Annotated in this window: 17 protein-coding genes; 3 read left to right on the forward strand and 14 right to left on the reverse strand. The window is 39.6% G+C overall.

Going from position 1 to position 14,281, the window contains the following annotated elements; translation table 11 throughout:
• Positions 1 to 8 precede the first annotated feature (8 nt).
• The 6 genes from yidD to ACVWYN_RS07340 all read right to left on the reverse strand — a co-directional run bounded on the left by yidD (position 9) and on the right by ACVWYN_RS07340 (position 3,492).
• Positions 9 to 239, reverse strand: coding sequence for a membrane protein insertion efficiency factor YidD (gene yidD, locus ACVWYN_RS07315; protein WP_457288179.1), 231 nt, complete (start codon positions 237 to 239; stop codon positions 9 to 11).
• The gene (gene rnpA, locus ACVWYN_RS07320; protein ID WP_457288180.1) at positions 226 to 621 is read right to left on the reverse strand and encodes a ribonuclease P protein component; all 396 of its coding nucleotides are present in this window, start codon (positions 619 to 621) and stop codon (positions 226 to 228) included. Before rnpA ends, yidD begins: the two co-directional genes overlap by 14 nt.
• 62 nt (positions 622 to 683) lie before the next feature.
• On the reverse strand, positions 684 to 842 hold the full coding sequence (gene rpmH, locus ACVWYN_RS07325; RefSeq protein WP_457288181.1) for a 50S ribosomal protein L34: 159 nt from the start codon (positions 840 to 842) through the stop codon (positions 684 to 686).
• Between the two features lie 88 nt (positions 843 to 930).
• The gene (locus ACVWYN_RS07330) at positions 931 to 1,671 is read right to left on the reverse strand and encodes a LytR/AlgR family response regulator transcription factor (protein WP_457288182.1); all 741 of its coding nucleotides are present in this window, start codon (positions 1,669 to 1,671) and stop codon (positions 931 to 933) included.
• Entirely contained in the window at positions 1,649 to 2,710 is a 1,062-nt protein-coding gene (locus ACVWYN_RS07335; protein ID WP_457288183.1) for a sensor histidine kinase, read from the reverse strand. Before ACVWYN_RS07335 ends, ACVWYN_RS07330 begins: the two co-directional genes overlap by 23 nt.
• Positions 2,711 to 2,721: 11 nt before the next feature.
• Complete coding sequence (locus ACVWYN_RS07340) at positions 2,722 to 3,492, reverse strand: LiaF transmembrane domain-containing protein (protein WP_457288184.1); 771 nt, start codon at positions 3,490 to 3,492, stop codon at positions 2,722 to 2,724.
• A gap of 189 nt (positions 3,493 to 3,681) precedes the next feature.
• Here ACVWYN_RS07340 and ACVWYN_RS07345 point away from each other — a divergent pair, with 189 nt between their 5' ends.
• Complete coding sequence (locus tag ACVWYN_RS07345) at positions 3,682 to 4,545, forward strand: ChaN family lipoprotein (RefSeq protein ID WP_457288185.1); 864 nt, start codon at positions 3,682 to 3,684, stop codon at positions 4,543 to 4,545.
• Here ACVWYN_RS07345 and mscL read toward each other — a convergent pair.
• Positions 4,542 to 4,976: a large conductance mechanosensitive channel protein MscL gene (gene mscL / locus ACVWYN_RS07350; protein ID WP_457288186.1), complete on the reverse strand. Its 435-nt coding sequence runs from the start codon at positions 4,974 to 4,976 to the stop codon at positions 4,542 to 4,544. The genes ACVWYN_RS07345 and mscL overlap by 4 nt on opposite strands.
• 156 nt (positions 4,977 to 5,132) lie before the next feature.
• Between mscL and ACVWYN_RS07355 the strand changes: the two genes are divergently transcribed.
• Positions 5,133 to 5,531, forward strand: a complete 399-nt coding sequence (locus ACVWYN_RS07355) for a hypothetical protein (RefSeq protein ID WP_457288187.1) — start codon at positions 5,133 to 5,135, stop codon at positions 5,529 to 5,531.
• A 10-nt stretch (positions 5,532 to 5,541) separates the two neighbouring features.
• Here the strand turns inward: ACVWYN_RS07355 and ACVWYN_RS07360 are convergent, their stop codons facing one another.
• Positions 5,542 to 6,828 (reverse strand): SGNH/GDSL hydrolase family protein, encoded by a 1,287-nt coding sequence (locus ACVWYN_RS07360; RefSeq protein WP_457288188.1) that lies wholly within the window; start codon positions 6,826 to 6,828, stop codon positions 5,542 to 5,544.
• A gap of 318 nt (positions 6,829 to 7,146) precedes the next feature.
• Between ACVWYN_RS07360 and ACVWYN_RS07365 the strand changes: the two genes are divergently transcribed.
• Positions 7,147 to 8,148 carry a phosphotransferase enzyme family protein gene (locus ACVWYN_RS07365; protein ID WP_457288189.1) on the forward strand — a complete coding sequence of 334 codons (1,002 nt, stop codon included), beginning with the start codon at positions 7,147 to 7,149 and terminating at the stop codon, positions 8,146 to 8,148.
• Positions 8,149 to 8,184: 36 nt separating this feature from the next.
• On the opposite strand, the gene moeB is transcribed toward ACVWYN_RS07365, so the two are convergent.
• From moeB to thiC, 6 genes are read right to left on the reverse strand one after another with little or no spacing between them, the layout of a single operon-like run.
• Positions 8,185 to 9,231: a molybdopterin-synthase adenylyltransferase MoeB gene (gene moeB, locus ACVWYN_RS07370; protein WP_457288190.1), complete on the reverse strand. Its 1,047-nt coding sequence runs from the start codon at positions 9,229 to 9,231 to the stop codon at positions 8,185 to 8,187.
• Positions 9,225 to 10,349, reverse strand: a complete 1,125-nt coding sequence (gene thiH / locus ACVWYN_RS07375) for a 2-iminoacetate synthase ThiH (RefSeq protein ID WP_457288191.1) — start codon at positions 10,347 to 10,349, stop codon at positions 9,225 to 9,227. Before thiH ends, moeB begins: the two co-directional genes overlap by 7 nt.
• A complete protein-coding gene (locus tag ACVWYN_RS07380) occupies positions 10,342 to 11,109 on the reverse strand; it encodes a thiazole synthase (protein ID WP_457288192.1) in 768 nt (255 codons plus the stop codon). The genes thiH and ACVWYN_RS07380 overlap by 8 nt, the downstream gene beginning before the upstream one ends.
• 11 nt (positions 11,110 to 11,120) lie before the next feature.
• Positions 11,121 to 11,768, reverse strand: coding sequence for a thiamine phosphate synthase (locus tag ACVWYN_RS07385; RefSeq protein WP_457288193.1), 648 nt, complete (start codon positions 11,766 to 11,768; stop codon positions 11,121 to 11,123).
• A 10-nt stretch (positions 11,769 to 11,778) separates the two neighbouring features.
• Positions 11,779 to 12,381: a thiamine phosphate synthase gene (locus tag ACVWYN_RS07390; protein WP_457288194.1), complete on the reverse strand. Its 603-nt coding sequence runs from the start codon at positions 12,379 to 12,381 to the stop codon at positions 11,779 to 11,781.
• Between the two features lies 1 nt (position 12,382).
• Positions 12,383 to 14,266, reverse strand: a complete 1,884-nt coding sequence (gene thiC, locus ACVWYN_RS07395) for a phosphomethylpyrimidine synthase ThiC (RefSeq protein WP_457288195.1) — start codon at positions 14,264 to 14,266, stop codon at positions 12,383 to 12,385.
• Positions 14,267 to 14,281: the final 15 nt, after the last annotated feature.

Genomic DNA, 14,281 nt, shown 5'->3' on the forward strand with positions numbered 1-14,281 from the left:
ATAGTTTATTAGGGAACCGGGTCATGACCATGATCACCCCATGGATTGCAGCGACCAATTCGTTTTAGTGTTAGCCACCCTCCTTTAAATGGTCCATATTTTTTTATAGCCTCAACACCGTACTGAGAACAAGTAGGCGTATAACGACAGCTTGCCCCAAGTAAAGGCGATAAAAGCCACTGGTAAAGCCTAATCAACCCTAAAAATAACCAACTAAATAGCAACTTAATTACATTCATCCGCCGAAATATTTAGCACCAGCTTTTTCATCACTAAAGCAAGTTTTTTCTCAAAAAAGGAAAAATCGTAGATTTGTTTACCAACAAACTGAATAGATAACAAGACCAGGGTGCCAGAAACAGAAATTGAAGTATAAAGCTGAAGTTCTTTTTGAAGTCGGTACGCCTCCCGAATGCGCCGTTTGATTAGATTACGGTCTACTGCCCGCTTATAACGTTTTTTAGACACATTAATCACAACTTGGACAGGATATTGGTGAGTAGCCCGTATGGGTAGGTATGAAATCCGAAAAGGATATAATAAAAAAGAAGAACCGTTCTTAAATAGCAAGTCTAATAACTTCTTGCTACATAACCGTTCTTCTTTAGTAAATGTGTTCATATTTTGATCGCAACCTTGCAGATGATCTGATCTGCTAACACCTAAAGTGCTGCAATCAAAAATTATGCTTTATGACGGCCTTCGCTTGAAACCGTTAATTTTTTTCTTCCTTTTGCACGACGTGAAGCTAATACCCTTCTACCGTTTGCTGTAGCCATTCTTTCGCGGAAGCCATGCTTGTTTCTTCTCTTTCTTTGCGAAGGTTGGAATGTTCTTTTCATAACTGTATTATATCTTAGACTATTTTTTTAATTAAGAGGTGCAAATATAGTGTGATTTTTTTCAAATTGCAAATAGAAATGGAATTTTCTACAAGCCAAGAGCTGCCTTCAATTTTACATATCCAGTTTTACTTACTGGAAGCCAAATATCTGATTTTAAAAGCACAATGTAGCTATCCTTCTCTTTAAGCTCTATTTTAGTTACCTGTGCCAAGTTGATGATGTAAGACCGATGGATCCTGATAAACTGCCCAGGGTCAAGCGTTTTTTCAAAAAAGCTCATCGTTTTATTCTTGTGAAATATCCCTTCCGTTGTACTCATCTTTACATAATCATCATCAGCCTCCAGGTAATGAATTTCAGAAACTGCAATGATCTTAATGATTCCATTTTTCTTAACCACCACCCTATTGTGCTGCGCTGGACTCATCGCTGCGGAATCCAATAGCTCCTGTGTTGTACTCTCATTTTCTGAATTTAACCTAAGCGGAAGCTTTTGTATTGCCAAATCAAAACGGCTTTTCTCAATTGGCTTCAGTAAATAATCAACGGCACTCACTTCAAAAGCTTTAATGGCATATTCATCAAATGCGGTCGTAAAAATAACTGCAGGTGGTTTCTCTACCAGCTCCAGCATTTCAAACCCATTAATCTTAGGCATCTGTATATCAAGAAAAATAAAATCCGGTTGATGCTGCGTGATGGCCTTCAGTCCTTCAAAACCATCACTGCATTCTGCAACAATCTCAATCTCGGGGAAACTGCTCAAATAATGTTTAACAATATCCCTGGCTAGTGATTCATCATCAATTAGTATTGTTCTTATCATTGTTTTGAGGTATTTTAAGCGTCGTTATAAATAAATTATCTTGTGTTGCATTCGTATGCAATAATTGTTCATTAGCAAATAACAGATATAATCTTCTTTTAATAGCCGTTAATCCAAAACCTGTTCCACCAGCAGCTTTCATTTCCGGATCATAAGGATTTTGAACCATTATTACCAGCAAACCATGTTCAACTTTTACATGTATTACAATTGTAATGGGTACAGAAGTATTATACAAGCCAAACTTTATAGCATTTTCTACAATAGGCTGTAACAATGTTCCTGGCAAGCACATGCTCAAGCTCTCCTCATCTATCTTTACATCAATATTTAACCTGTGGCTAAACCTTACCTTTTCAATATCCAGATAAAGCTGTATGTATTCCATCTCTTCTGCTACATTCACCCATACCTCATCATCACGTTTTAAGGTACCTCTTAAAAAAGAAGCCAATTTGGTAATCATGGTACCTGCCTCTTTGGGGTTCACAATAGTGAGCGCATAAACAGAGTTCAAACTATTAAACAGGAAATGCGGCTGTAACTGGTGCCTTAATTTATTTAATTCTGCTTCTTTCGATAAGTTCTGGGCAGTTAAAAGACGATCTTGCGTAGCAGATTGCTCTTCCAGCCTATACCATAAAATATTGGCTAAGGCACACCAGGCTAGAAATATAAACATGATGATAAACCTGATGATGATGGACAAGTCCAGAAAACTCAGGTACGTAGCGTCACCAGCAAACAACATATTTAATGACACTTTACTAACTACAGTTATAATCAACCCAAGCATCGATGTAAGTACCAACACAAAAAGGATGGTCTCATTCTTAGGTTGATAATAGCCCAGTAAGTTGCTCAGAATGATACAGCCAAGGGCCAATAGTCCATTGGTAATCAAACTGTCAGTAACTGACACAAGAAGGCTAAAATTGAGCGAGTAATAGAATAAAAAGATAAAAACTGCCACCCATACCAAAAATATAATGGCAGCAATTTGTTGTATCTTCCCTATTGATAACGGTCTTGTTGTCAACGCCTCTCCAATTAAAAATTTCTGATATCTACTCCGCCAAATAAGGCTACACCTTTGATAATCAATATTTTTGCAGCCGCATCTTCATTAGTAGTACCCACACCTCTTTTATCATCCATCCCACCAAATATTGCCGTAACTTCAGATTTGATTTGCCATCCAGAAGGCACAATGATCTTTACCCCACCAAATAACGCAACCACATCAAGTGTGATGGTATCTTCAAAATCTGCTTGAGTAAGATTAATGTCGCAGCCGCCGAAAATTGCAATCACATCACCACCTTTAAAATTTTTGGAGTAAACGTTCTGATGACTACCTCCAAATACGTTAACAGAATCCAGAATATCATTATCTTCCTTGTCTGTATTTACATATCCTGATCCCGCTTCCTCAAAAGTATTTAAATTACTAAAATCTGCCGTTTTATTCTTATCACACCTTTCTTTCCACCTTTTCTTATAGGTTCCTTTTGGCTTAAAAATTAACCAGATTCCTAAAATCATAAATCCCACTGCAACATAGTATTTTGAAAAATCATGATCCATTGCACTATCCAAAGTTAGGAAACCTCCAACCAATACCATAATCAACCATCCTATTCCATTAAAATTGCGCTTATAACCAACCAGCAGTCCGATAACTACAAATAACATTGGCCAGCTGATGATCCAGCTTGGGATAGCCAAACCTATATTTCTCAAAAAATAAACTAATCCTATTGCCAAAATGACCAACCCGGTCCATATCCTACTAGAGCTATTATTATTAAACTTTTCCATATCCTTGTTCTAAATATATTCTTTTATCCTCAATTTCTTTAATTGTTCAGATTATTTACCATTCTGAGCAATTGCTGTTTCAAATGTATTCATAAGTATAGGACCATCATACCATATCAATCTCTACAGCAGTTAATGGTCGGTAAACCACTCCATTTAATCGGTAAAAAAATTGCGTTAATTTGAATTATGAAAAAATTCTTGTTGGTGCTATTTACATTTCTTCCAATTTTGGCCATTGCCCAGGCAGATCATTATAAAATATACGATGTTAAGCAAGGCAAGACCATTACCCTACCTGATCTCATCAGCAGCATGAAAGATGTAGATGTACTCTTTTTTGGAGAAGAGCACAACGACTCCATAGGGCACTTACTGGAGGCAGACATATTCATGCAAATGCATGCAGCCTATACTAAAATCGGATTAACAATGGAAATGTTTCCTACAGATGTTCAGGGAATAGTAGATGAATACCTTGCGGGTTACATATCAGAAAAGAATTTCATTAAAGATGCAAGGGCATGGAACAACTATATAGATTACAAGCCATTGGTAGAATTTGCCAAAACCAACCACCTCAGTGTTATTGCTGCTAACGCCGCAACACGATATAGCAATATGGTTGCAAAAACAGGATTGACTGGCTTATCTGCGCTCCCTAAATCTTCAAAAACCTTCCTGCCTCCAATGCCTATAGATACTGCTTTAGGGTTATATTATCAAAAATTCATAGAATTAATAGGTGGCCATGGTATGGGCAACATGAAAATCTACCAAACACAAAACCTTTGGGATGCCACTATGGCCTGGTCTATCTCCAAATTCTTAAAAAGCAACAGGGGAATTAAAATACTACAGCTTAATGGCAGGTTTCACAGCGATAACCATTTGGGCATATTTGCCAGGCTACAATTACAACTACCAAAAATTAAGGCAGTAAATATATCGAGTTTTTATGCTGAGGATTTCTCGAATCCAGATTGGGAGAAATATAAAAGCCAGGGCGATTACATCATTGTAACCGACCCGGCTGTAAAAAGATCTTATTAGTTTTTTGCTTTTAATGCATCCCTAATCTCTGTTAACAGGATCTCTTCTTTAGTAGGTGCAGCTGGTATAGTTGGCGCAGCTGCTTCCTTACGTTTCATTGCATTAATACCCTTAACAAGCATAAATACAACCAAAGCAAGCAAAAAGAAATTAATTGAAACCGTAATGAAGTTACCATAAGCAAAAATGGCAGTTTCTGGTATTTCTTTCGCGGCAGCCAAGGTAGTCCCTTTTGGTACCGTCCCTTTTAATACCAAATATTTATCACTAAAGTCCTGCTGACCAATTACTGCAGATACAATAGGCATTACTAAATCTTTAACAACGCTATCAATAATTTTCCCAAATGCTGCTCCAATGATAACCCCAACAGCAAGGTCCATTACGTTACCTTTAACGGCAAACTCTTTGAATTCTTTTACAAAACCCATAATATTCTAATTTATGTATAATCTAAACTATGAAAATTATATGAAATCTATGAAACATTAGATTGAATTTAGTAGATGAAAGGTGTAGAATATATATGTCACTTTGATGTAGCGTTTGAAAAGAAACCTACGTTTCCTTGTAAAACTTTAATACTTATGAAAAACATAATATTTTTAATTGCTCTGACATTATTATTTAGCTGCAAAAAAGGTGAAATCAGCCCTGAAACTCTTAATGGAAGATGGGAAGTAAGGCATGTTTTGGGAGTACAGGTTGCCGGAGAACCATCGGAACTTGATAAAGGAAATGGTAGTATTATCGAATTTTCTGGTGAAAATTACAAGAAAATAGAGAACGGGGTGGTCATTACAAAAGGAACCTTTAAGATAACCAATGAATATGGAGAGGTAGATGGGAATAGGTATGAAAAAAGGATAATTTATGATGACGACACTGACTGGAGAGTTCTTATTAAAATCTCTGGAAATAAACTGATCATCTGCAACGGATCAATCGCTTCAGACGGCACAACTATGACTTACGAGAAGCTGTAACTACAACGGTTTATTTCAGCCATTTCACTACATTAGTACTCTGTGCCAGGTTAGTCAACTCATCTTTTAAAACGGTATGTTTACCGTCCAGTGGGGCATACAATTCCAAACTCGATTTAAGTACTTGATGATCATTTAATGCTTTTACTTCGCTTAAATTCATGCCCGATCGGTAAAACAACAAATTCTTAACGGAGAGCCCTCTACCCTTTTTATCACCAATATACAGCGCTTTAAACAAAAGCTTTTCAGAGGCATCTCCTTCTTTTATATTGTCGCAGTACAATATAGTTTCCCCGCGGGCATAATAATGTGTCAGCGTAACCTGATGCCACTTCCCGTCATCTATTTTAGTAATTCCTTCTATTTTGTGCTTCTGTGCCGAAATATATTCCAGGAAACCCTTTTTATTTACAGCTATACTGCCAGAATTTCCGCTACTATCTGTCAATTGCAATACCTGTCCTTTACCGTTAGTTTTAATAGTGATATTGGTGGTAAAGGCATGCAATGCATTGTCCGGTTTAAAATAAAGTAGGTCATGGTTATTTTTATCCCAAGTTAAATAAGAAGCATCTATAAATTTAGGTTGGGGCTTTCCATTGGCCATAGCATCAAATAAAGATGGCACTATTGCGTAACTCATTTCGGCATGACCAGCATCATTAGGATGCCCTTCGTTAAACCAATAATGTGGTGCCCATTTACCAGTTCCATCATCAATGGCGCCCAATAAATTTACAGATGGCACATCGAGTGCATTAATCCACAAATTTAATTGCTTCACATAATAATAGTCGGCCTCATTAAAGTCATTGCGTGTGTAGCAATTGGTTATTATGGGCACATAGCCACTGTCACGTGCCATCGCAATCAGCTTAGTCATATTACTCTTAAACTGATCTAATTTTGGCTTACCAGACTCATGAATTCCCTCATTACCTAATGATAAAGCAATAACCACATACCTGGCTTTTTGAGGAACCAGATCACGTTGCCACCTTGCCATAAGGCGCTCCGTGTTATCGCCACCTATAGATTTATTTACCGTTGTCCAAGCCTTACCTGTTCCATCTGCAGCGCGCTGTTTAAGCAGCCGGGTAAATATAGACGTATAACCAAAATCCTTGGTAGCACCAGTACCGTATGGCACAGATGAACCAAAGTACACGATTTTTAAAGTCTCTAAAGATTTATTGATCCTGCTTGTATCTGCAACGATTACGTTTGCGTGGGTATTAAGGCCTAGGCAACCTGTCAACCCGGCTATCAGGACAAAGGTTTTAAATGATCTCATATCAATAATGTATGTCGCAATATAATATTAATAAAAGAAGTGCAACCCTAAGACTGCACTTCTTGTCTAGGCCCTTTAATATTTGGAAGACCAGCCTTTAGCCTAACTGTGCTTCGCTTTGTGTTCACTTTTAACATGTTAAGCGCTTTTATTTCAGTAATCATGCTGTGATAATGCAAAATGATTAAAGACAATATTAAACTTGCCGAAATGTCACCCATAAAATTAAGCAAATAACAATACCTTTAATGATCGTTTATAGCACATAACTCTTTATCTAAAATAACATACCCTCACCTGTAACCCAATCTTGACCCCATGGAACAAATTCCCGTTATCAGTTCAACCCTGTCAGCCGATTGCCTGGGATTATTGGTAGCAAATAAATACGGTTTAGCGGGCTATGTAACTTGTAAATTATTAAAAACAGGCATTAATCACACCTACCTTATAGAGCATGCATCGAATAAGTTCGTTTTTAGGGTTTATAGTTTTAACTGGAGGAGCGATGTAGAGATCAATGAAGAAATCCGCTTACTTAATCTGCTTAAAGAAACTGGCATTTCAGTGTCCTTCCCTTTAAAGGATGCTGATAATAATTACATCCAATATCTGGAAGCACCGGAAGGGAGAAGACAGGGTGTATTGTTTTCATTTGCTGAAGGTGATAAACAACTCAACTTCTCTGCCGACCTACATTTTAAAGTAGGCGAGACAATGGCAAAGATCCATCAAGCTACATGTAACTTAATATTGGAAAGAGTAACCTATACGCCAAAAATAGTTTTAGAAGATTCACTTTTGCAACTGCGAAAGTTTCTTCCGGCAGACTCAGATGAGATGGCTTGGATGTTATCTGCACAGCAATATTTATTAGACGAAATTAATAAAGCAGATGTTACTCAATTGAGGAATGGGTCGATTCATTTAGACATCTGGTTTGACAATATGAATATTACCAAAGACGGAATGATAACGATCTTTGATTTTGACTTTTGCGGAAATGGATGGTTTTGTTACGATATTGCCTACTATATTTTGCAGTTGCACAGCACGGAGAAAGATCCTGAACAACGCGATTTAAAGGTAGAAAACTTTTTGAGGGGTTATGAATCGGTGACTAAAATAACTGATGAAGAAAAGCGCCTATTGCCAATACTTGGAGTTAGCCTCTATTTCTTTTACTTAGGTATACAATGTCAGCGATATGACAACTGGTCTAATGTATTTTTAAACGAAACTTATTTAAAACGATTTATTAACCTGCTGGTGAGGAAGTATTTTGAAGAAAACGTTTATGCAATGGCGTTTGACCTATAAATACTTAATACTATCGGGTATTTATCTTTAGTCATCTTAGATCAACCCATTTTTCAGACTGTACATTTCGCCTTTGTACAAAGCCTTTATCAATTGGATAGCCATTTTACTACGTTGGCCGGTATAGCAACAAAATATTAATTTTTTGCCTTGCGGCAATTCTGCTATACGGTCTGTCAATTCATATAAAGGGATGTTGACTCCACCCATATTATAATCTTCAAACTCATAAGTTTCACGCACATCAACCAGCAAAATCTCATCTGCAAATTCACTTACCCATGCATTCAGATCGTCAATTGTAAGCTCATCATGTCCAGAGGGAATAAGACTATTCATCTCTTTCGCTTGAACCTGTTTGTGCGTTTTCCCAATTTTAAAGATATTGGTGGTATTATCTAGGGCATTCATGGTCATCAATTTACCTGATAAGGTTTCGCCCATGCCACAAATGATCTTGATGGCTTCGTTAGCCATGTAAGTTCCTACAATACCTGGCAACACACCCAATACACCAATCTCGGCGCAATTTGGCACCTCATTCAACAATGGTGCTTCGGGAAATACATCCCGGTAATTTGGTCCATTCTGATAGTTGAACACCGATACCTGTCCCTCAAACTTATATATCGCACCAAACACCAACGGCTTGTTTAAAGCAACACAAGTATCGTTGATTAGGTATCGTGTCTCAAAATTATCAGAACCATCAATTACCAAGTCATAAACCCCGCAAATAGCAGTTGCATTATCCGATGTAAAGCGCGCTGTATAAGCCGTAATAAACGTGTGCGGATTCAGTAATTCGAGCTTTTCTTTAGCCAGGATGGCCTTAAAGCCTCCAATATCGTTTACGCCATATAATATTTGACGGTGCAGGTTGCTAATGTCTACAATATCATCATCTACAATGCCCAGTTCACCAATCCCGGATGCAACCAGATATTGTAATACCGGGCAGCCCAAACCACCAGCACCTATCATCAGCACTTTAGCATTCTTTAGCCTTTCCTGTCCTGTTATTCCTATCTCAGGCAAAATGATCTGCCTGCTGTACCGTTTTAGTTCTTCTTCTTTTAACATAATGAACCCGCTAAACTATTATCCCAATCTTTCCATACCGGCTCGTAACCTTGCGACCGGATGACATGGGCAATTTGTTCCGGACTGCGTTCGTCGCTAATCTCAAACTGTTCCAGCGATTCTGGCTCAACCGCATATCCGCCGGGGTTGGTTTTTGATCCTGCGCTGATATTTGTTATACCCAATTTTATAATGTTATCCCTGAAGTTTTCAGATTCTCGTGTGGACATGGAAAGTTCTACCTCCTCATTAAATATTCTGTACGCACAGATGAGTTGTACAAGTTCACGGTCGCTCATCTCCACCTTAGGTTCTAAACCTCCGCTAAAAGGCCTCAACCGTGGAAAAGATAGGCTATATTTAGTTTGCCAGTAATTTTTCTCCAGATAATTAAGGTGCAGCGCCGTAAAGAAACAATCTGTACGCCAGTCCTCCAAACCTATCAACACACCCAAACCAATTTTATGAATACCAGCCTTGCCCAGCCTATCAGGGGTTTCCAGTCGATACCTAAAATTAGATTTCTTTCCTTTGGGATGGTGTTTTTTATAGTCTCCCTGATGATAGGTCTCCTGGTATACCAGCACCGTGTTTAGGCCATAAGGTGTAAGTTGCTGATAATCTTCCAAATCCAATGGCTGTACTTCCATAGAGATATGCGCAAAGTGCGGACGGATCAAGTCGAGCACCTTTTTAAAGTAGTCCACATGAACAGTTTCATTATCTTCTCCGGTAACCAATAATACATGGTCATAGCCCATAGCTTTAATAACGCTAACTTCCTGCATAATCTCCATTGGCGAAAGCGTTTTACGCTTCACCTTATTGTCATAGCTGAAACCACAATAAGTGCAAATATTTTTACATTCATTCGAGAGGTAGAGCGGAACGTACATTTGTATCACTTTACCAAAACGCTTTAGGGTTAATTGTTGGCTCAGGGCCGCCATTTGCTCCAGGTATGGAGTGGCGGCGGGAGAAACCAACGCTTTAAAATCTTCCAGTGTTCTTTTGCTTGCAGCTAATGCCTGTTCCACATCAGCGCTTGTTTTGTTGTAGATACTGGCTTTAGTTTCGTCCCAATTATAGGTCTTGAAAATATCGCTGAAGTTATTCATCTAAAAAGGAGGTTAGGGGGCTGCTTGCCACAGCATGATTTAATGGCAGCGCCAGTTTAGCTTCAAAGGCTATTCGTCCGGCTTCAACAGCCATTTTAAACGCTATTGCCATTTGTACCGGATTGCCCGATACCGCTATCGCGGTATTTACCAATACGGCGTCGGCGCCTATCTCCATCGCCCAGGCGGCGTCCGAAGGCGATCCAATACCTGCGTCAACAATCACCGGCACATTACTCTGGCTAATAATGATCTCTAAAAAATCAATCGTTTTTAATCCCTTATTACTGCCTATCGGCGAACCTAAAGGCATTACGGCTGAAGTACCTGCGTCTTCCAGTCTTTTACATAAAACCGGGTCAGCATGAATATAAGGGAGCACAATAAATCCCAGTTTTGCCAGCTCTTCAGTTGCTTTTAAGGTTTCAATAGGATCGGGCATCAGATATTTCGGATCGGGATGTATCTCTAATTTGATCCAGTTCGTTTCTAATGCTTCCCTTGCCATTTGAGCCACGAAAACAGCTTCCTTGGCATTGCGTACACCTGACGTATTGGGCAGTAAGTTAATATGCGGATATTTTAGGCGCATCAACAGGTCATCCTGTTCATTATTTCTCATATCCACGCGTTTGAGGGCCACAGTAACCAGTTCTGATCCGGAAGCAAGCAACGCTTCTTCCATCAAAATTGAAGAACTGAATTTACCAGTACCCGTAAACAAACGGGAGTTAAAAAATTTATCAGCTACATTTAACATTGAAATTCTGTTTAAATAAGTTCATTGATGGATGGTGCATTTAACAATTGATAACTATAATTGACGGTTGCTTCAGGGTCTATGGCTTTTGCAATAGCCCCTGATATGGCTACACCGTAAAGACCTGCGCCCATGAGCATGGTAATGTCTTCAGGTAACACGCCGCCAATACCTATAATGGGAACAGTCATATTCGCATCCCGCATTTGTTTCACGATAGTTTTAAAGCCTTCCACCCCTAGAATGGGACTTAGCTTCTCTTTGGTTTTCGTGAACCGATAAGGGCCGCAACCGATGTAATCAACACCTTCATCAACTCTTTGTTGAATGTGCTGAAAGGTATTGGCAGTACCCCCGATGATCATATTTTGACCTACAATATGCCTCGCCAGTTTAACAGACATATCCTGCAAACCCAAATGAACACCAAAGGCACCTGCTTTTAGTGCAATTTCCGGGTGGTCATTTACAATCAACTTCGCCCCATACTGGTCGCATAATCTTTTCGCTTCGAGCGCATATTCCAGAATCACCTCCACTGGTTTATCTTTAACCCGAAGCTGCACCCATTTGCACCCGGCTTTCAGTGCCTTATTGATGGCCGTTAAGTGCGACTCGTTTTCAGTTTGTTGTGATATATAATGTAGTCTGTCTATCATGATATTTATGCTAATTAAATGGGTAGATTTTCTGCAATTGGTTAAAACTTTCTACGGCTTTATTGGGTTCATTCCAAAGCATCCCCAATATGGCGGCTCCATCAAACCCCATCTGTTTTATTTGTGGTAAATTGGACAACTTCAGCCCACCTAAAGCAATTACCTGAGGTTTTACATTAGCCTTATCCAGTTTAAAATCAACGGTTAACTTGCTTTGATAGCCGGGCTTTGAAATGCTATCAAACACAGGCCCATAAAAGACATAGTCAAAATGTGCCAAATCTGGAAGTATCGAAAGATCATGAATAGAAGTACTTAAAGTCATTCCTTCGGCAAGCCCACCCTGCCGTTGTGTAAGGATTGAAGCTTCCCTTGCCTTTTCAGTATAATGCAATCTATTAATCCCATAATCAGGTGCAATTTCATGAAACTGATGCAAGGCAATCCGCTTATAAAAGCGTGGCCTAATACCATTCAATAAATCTTTCACAGATTGCACATCGCTTTCTGGTTTTCTAAGATGAAAATATTTCATACCCGCCATAAATAGGTTGTTGAGGAGTATGCCCTCATCAGCTATTGCAGTAGGGCTCGAAATAACGATCAGTTCCATACTAGAAATAGATCTCGCTGCCTTTTTGTAAAAACTCTTTTGACTTTTCTTCCATGCCTTTGGCCAGTGCATCAGTTTCAGCCATAGCGTTTTCTTTTGCGTAGTCGCGTACATCCTGTGTAATCTTCATCGAGCAGAAATTAGGGCCACACATCGAGCAGAAATGGGCGATCTTAGCACCATCTGCAGGAAGGGTTTCATCATGGTATTCACGGGCAGTATCGGGGTCTAGCGACAAGTTGAACTGATCCTCCCAACGGAACTCAAAACGAGCCTTGCTTAAAGCATTGTCGCGATATTGTGCTCCAGGGTGCCCTTTAGCAAGATCGGCTGCATGTGCAGCAATTTTATAAGTAATCACGCCATCTTTAACATCTTTTTTGTTGGGAAGTCCTAGATGTTCTTTGGGGGTAACATAGCAAAGCATGGCTGTACCGAACCAGCCGATCATGGCGGCACCAATTGCCGAGGTAATATGATCATAACCCGGTGCAATATCTGTTGTTAAGGGACCTAAAGTATAAAATGGTGCTTCGCCACAGTGTGCCAATTGCTTATCCATGTTTTCCTTAATCATGTGCATAGGAATATGTCCTGGACCCTCAATTATCGTTTGTATGTCGTGCTTCCAGGCAATCTTAGTCAGTTCACCTAAAGTTTCCAGTTCACCAAACTGGGCGGCATCATTTGCATCAGCAATACAACCTGGCCTTAATCCATCACCTAAGGAGAATGCCACATCATAAGCTTTCATAATCTCGCAGATCTCTTCAAAATGAGTATAAAGGAAGTTCTCTTTATGATGGGCAAGGCACCACTTCGCCATGATAGAACCCCCACGAGAAACAATTCCTGTAATACGTTTGGCCGTAAGCGGCACATAACGTAACAATACGCCGGCATGGATGGTGAAATAATCTACACCTTGTTCCGCTTGCTCTATTAAAGTATCCCTAAAAATCTCCCAGGTAAGGTCTTCGGCCTTACCATTTACTTTTTCCAGGGCCTGATAAATCGGAACGGTACCAATTGGAACAGGTGAATTGCGGATAATCCATTCGCGGGTTTCATGAATGTTTTTACCGGTAGATAGATCCATGATCGTATCAGCACCCCAACGGCATGCCCATACTGTTTTTTCTACTTCTTCCTCAATACTGGAAGTAACTGCCGAGTTGCCGATGTTGGCATTGATCTTTACCAGAAAATTACGCCCGATGATCATAGGTTCGCTTTCAGGGTGGTTAATATTAGAAGGAATAACCGCTCTGCCACAGGCTACTTCCTGGCGTACAAATTCAGGGGTAATGAATCCTTTTGGTGTATTAGCGCCAAAACTTTGGCCGGGATGCTGATGCGACATCACCTCATATTGTCCGTCCAATTGTTCCTTTAGCAGCTCTATACGCTGATTTTCGCGAATAGCGATATACTCCATTTCAGGTGTAATGATCCCTTTTCTGGCATAATGCATCTGCGATACATTCATACCCGGCTTTGCTTTATAAGGTTTGCTGATGTGTGAAAACCTTAAAGTGTCCAGCTTTTCATCATTAGCCCGCAGGTTACCGTAATCTGAGGAAATTTCTTCCAATTGATTTACATCGCCACGATCAACTACCCATTGCTCACGCAGGCGCGGCAATCCTTGTTTAACATCAATTTCGATATCAGGGTCTGTAAAGGGTCCGCTGGTATCATAAATGGTTACAGGTGCGTTCGGTTCTGTCTCGCCAAATCTGCCGTGCAGTTTGGTTTCGCTCAGGAGTACTTCGCGCATAGCCACTTCAATGTTGTGGAGTTGTCCTTTAACATAGACTTTGCGTGATGCGGGAAACGGCGTCCGGCTGATCACTTGCTCATTTGGAGTTTTCTCAGATTTCATGTAGGGTTGTTTTAT

This window comes from Pedobacter sp. UYP24 (assembly GCF_054057295.1).

Coding starts and splice junctions, on each gene's coding strand:
- yidD (WP_457288179.1), bottom strand. CDS start 239: ATGAATGTAATTAAGTTGCTATTTAGTTGGTTATTTTTAGGGTTGATT.
- rnpA (WP_457288180.1), bottom strand. CDS start 621: ATGAACACATTTACTAAAGAAGAACGGTTATGTAGCAAGAAGTTATTA.
- rpmH (WP_457288181.1), bottom strand. CDS start 842: ATGAAAAGAACATTCCAACCTTCGCAAAGAAAGAGAAGAAACAAGCAT.
- ACVWYN_RS07330 (WP_457288182.1), bottom strand. CDS start 1,671: ATGATAAGAACAATACTAATTGATGATGAATCACTAGCCAGGGATATT.
- ACVWYN_RS07340 (WP_457288184.1), bottom strand. CDS start 3,492: ATGGAAAAGTTTAATAATAATAGCTCTAGTAGGATATGGACCGGGTTG.
- ACVWYN_RS07345 (WP_457288185.1), top strand. CDS start 3,682: ATGAAAAAATTCTTGTTGGTGCTATTTACATTTCTTCCAATTTTGGCC.
- mscL (WP_457288186.1), bottom strand. CDS start 4,976: ATGGGTTTTGTAAAAGAATTCAAAGAGTTTGCCGTTAAAGGTAACGTA.
- ACVWYN_RS07355 (WP_457288187.1), top strand. CDS start 5,133: ATGAAAAACATAATATTTTTAATTGCTCTGACATTATTATTTAGCTGC.
- ACVWYN_RS07360 (WP_457288188.1), bottom strand. CDS start 6,828: ATGAGATCATTTAAAACCTTTGTCCTGATAGCCGGGTTGACAGGTTGC.
- ACVWYN_RS07365 (WP_457288189.1), top strand. CDS start 7,147: ATGGAACAAATTCCCGTTATCAGTTCAACCCTGTCAGCCGATTGCCTG.
- moeB (WP_457288190.1), bottom strand. CDS start 9,231: ATGTTAAAAGAAGAAGAACTAAAACGGTACAGCAGGCAGATCATTTTG.
- thiH (WP_457288191.1), bottom strand. CDS start 10,349: ATGAATAACTTCAGCGATATTTTCAAGACCTATAATTGGGACGAAACT.
- ACVWYN_RS07380 (WP_457288192.1), bottom strand. CDS start 11,109: ATGTTAAATGTAGCTGATAAATTTTTTAACTCCCGTTTGTTTACGGGT.
- ACVWYN_RS07385 (WP_457288193.1), bottom strand. CDS start 11,768: ATGATAGACAGACTACATTATATATCACAACAAACTGAAAACGAGTCG.
- ACVWYN_RS07390 (WP_457288194.1), bottom strand. CDS start 12,381: ATGGAACTGATCGTTATTTCGAGCCCTACTGCAATAGCTGATGAGGGC.
- thiC (WP_457288195.1), bottom strand. CDS start 14,266: ATGAAATCTGAGAAAACTCCAAATGAGCAAGTGATCAGCCGGACGCCG.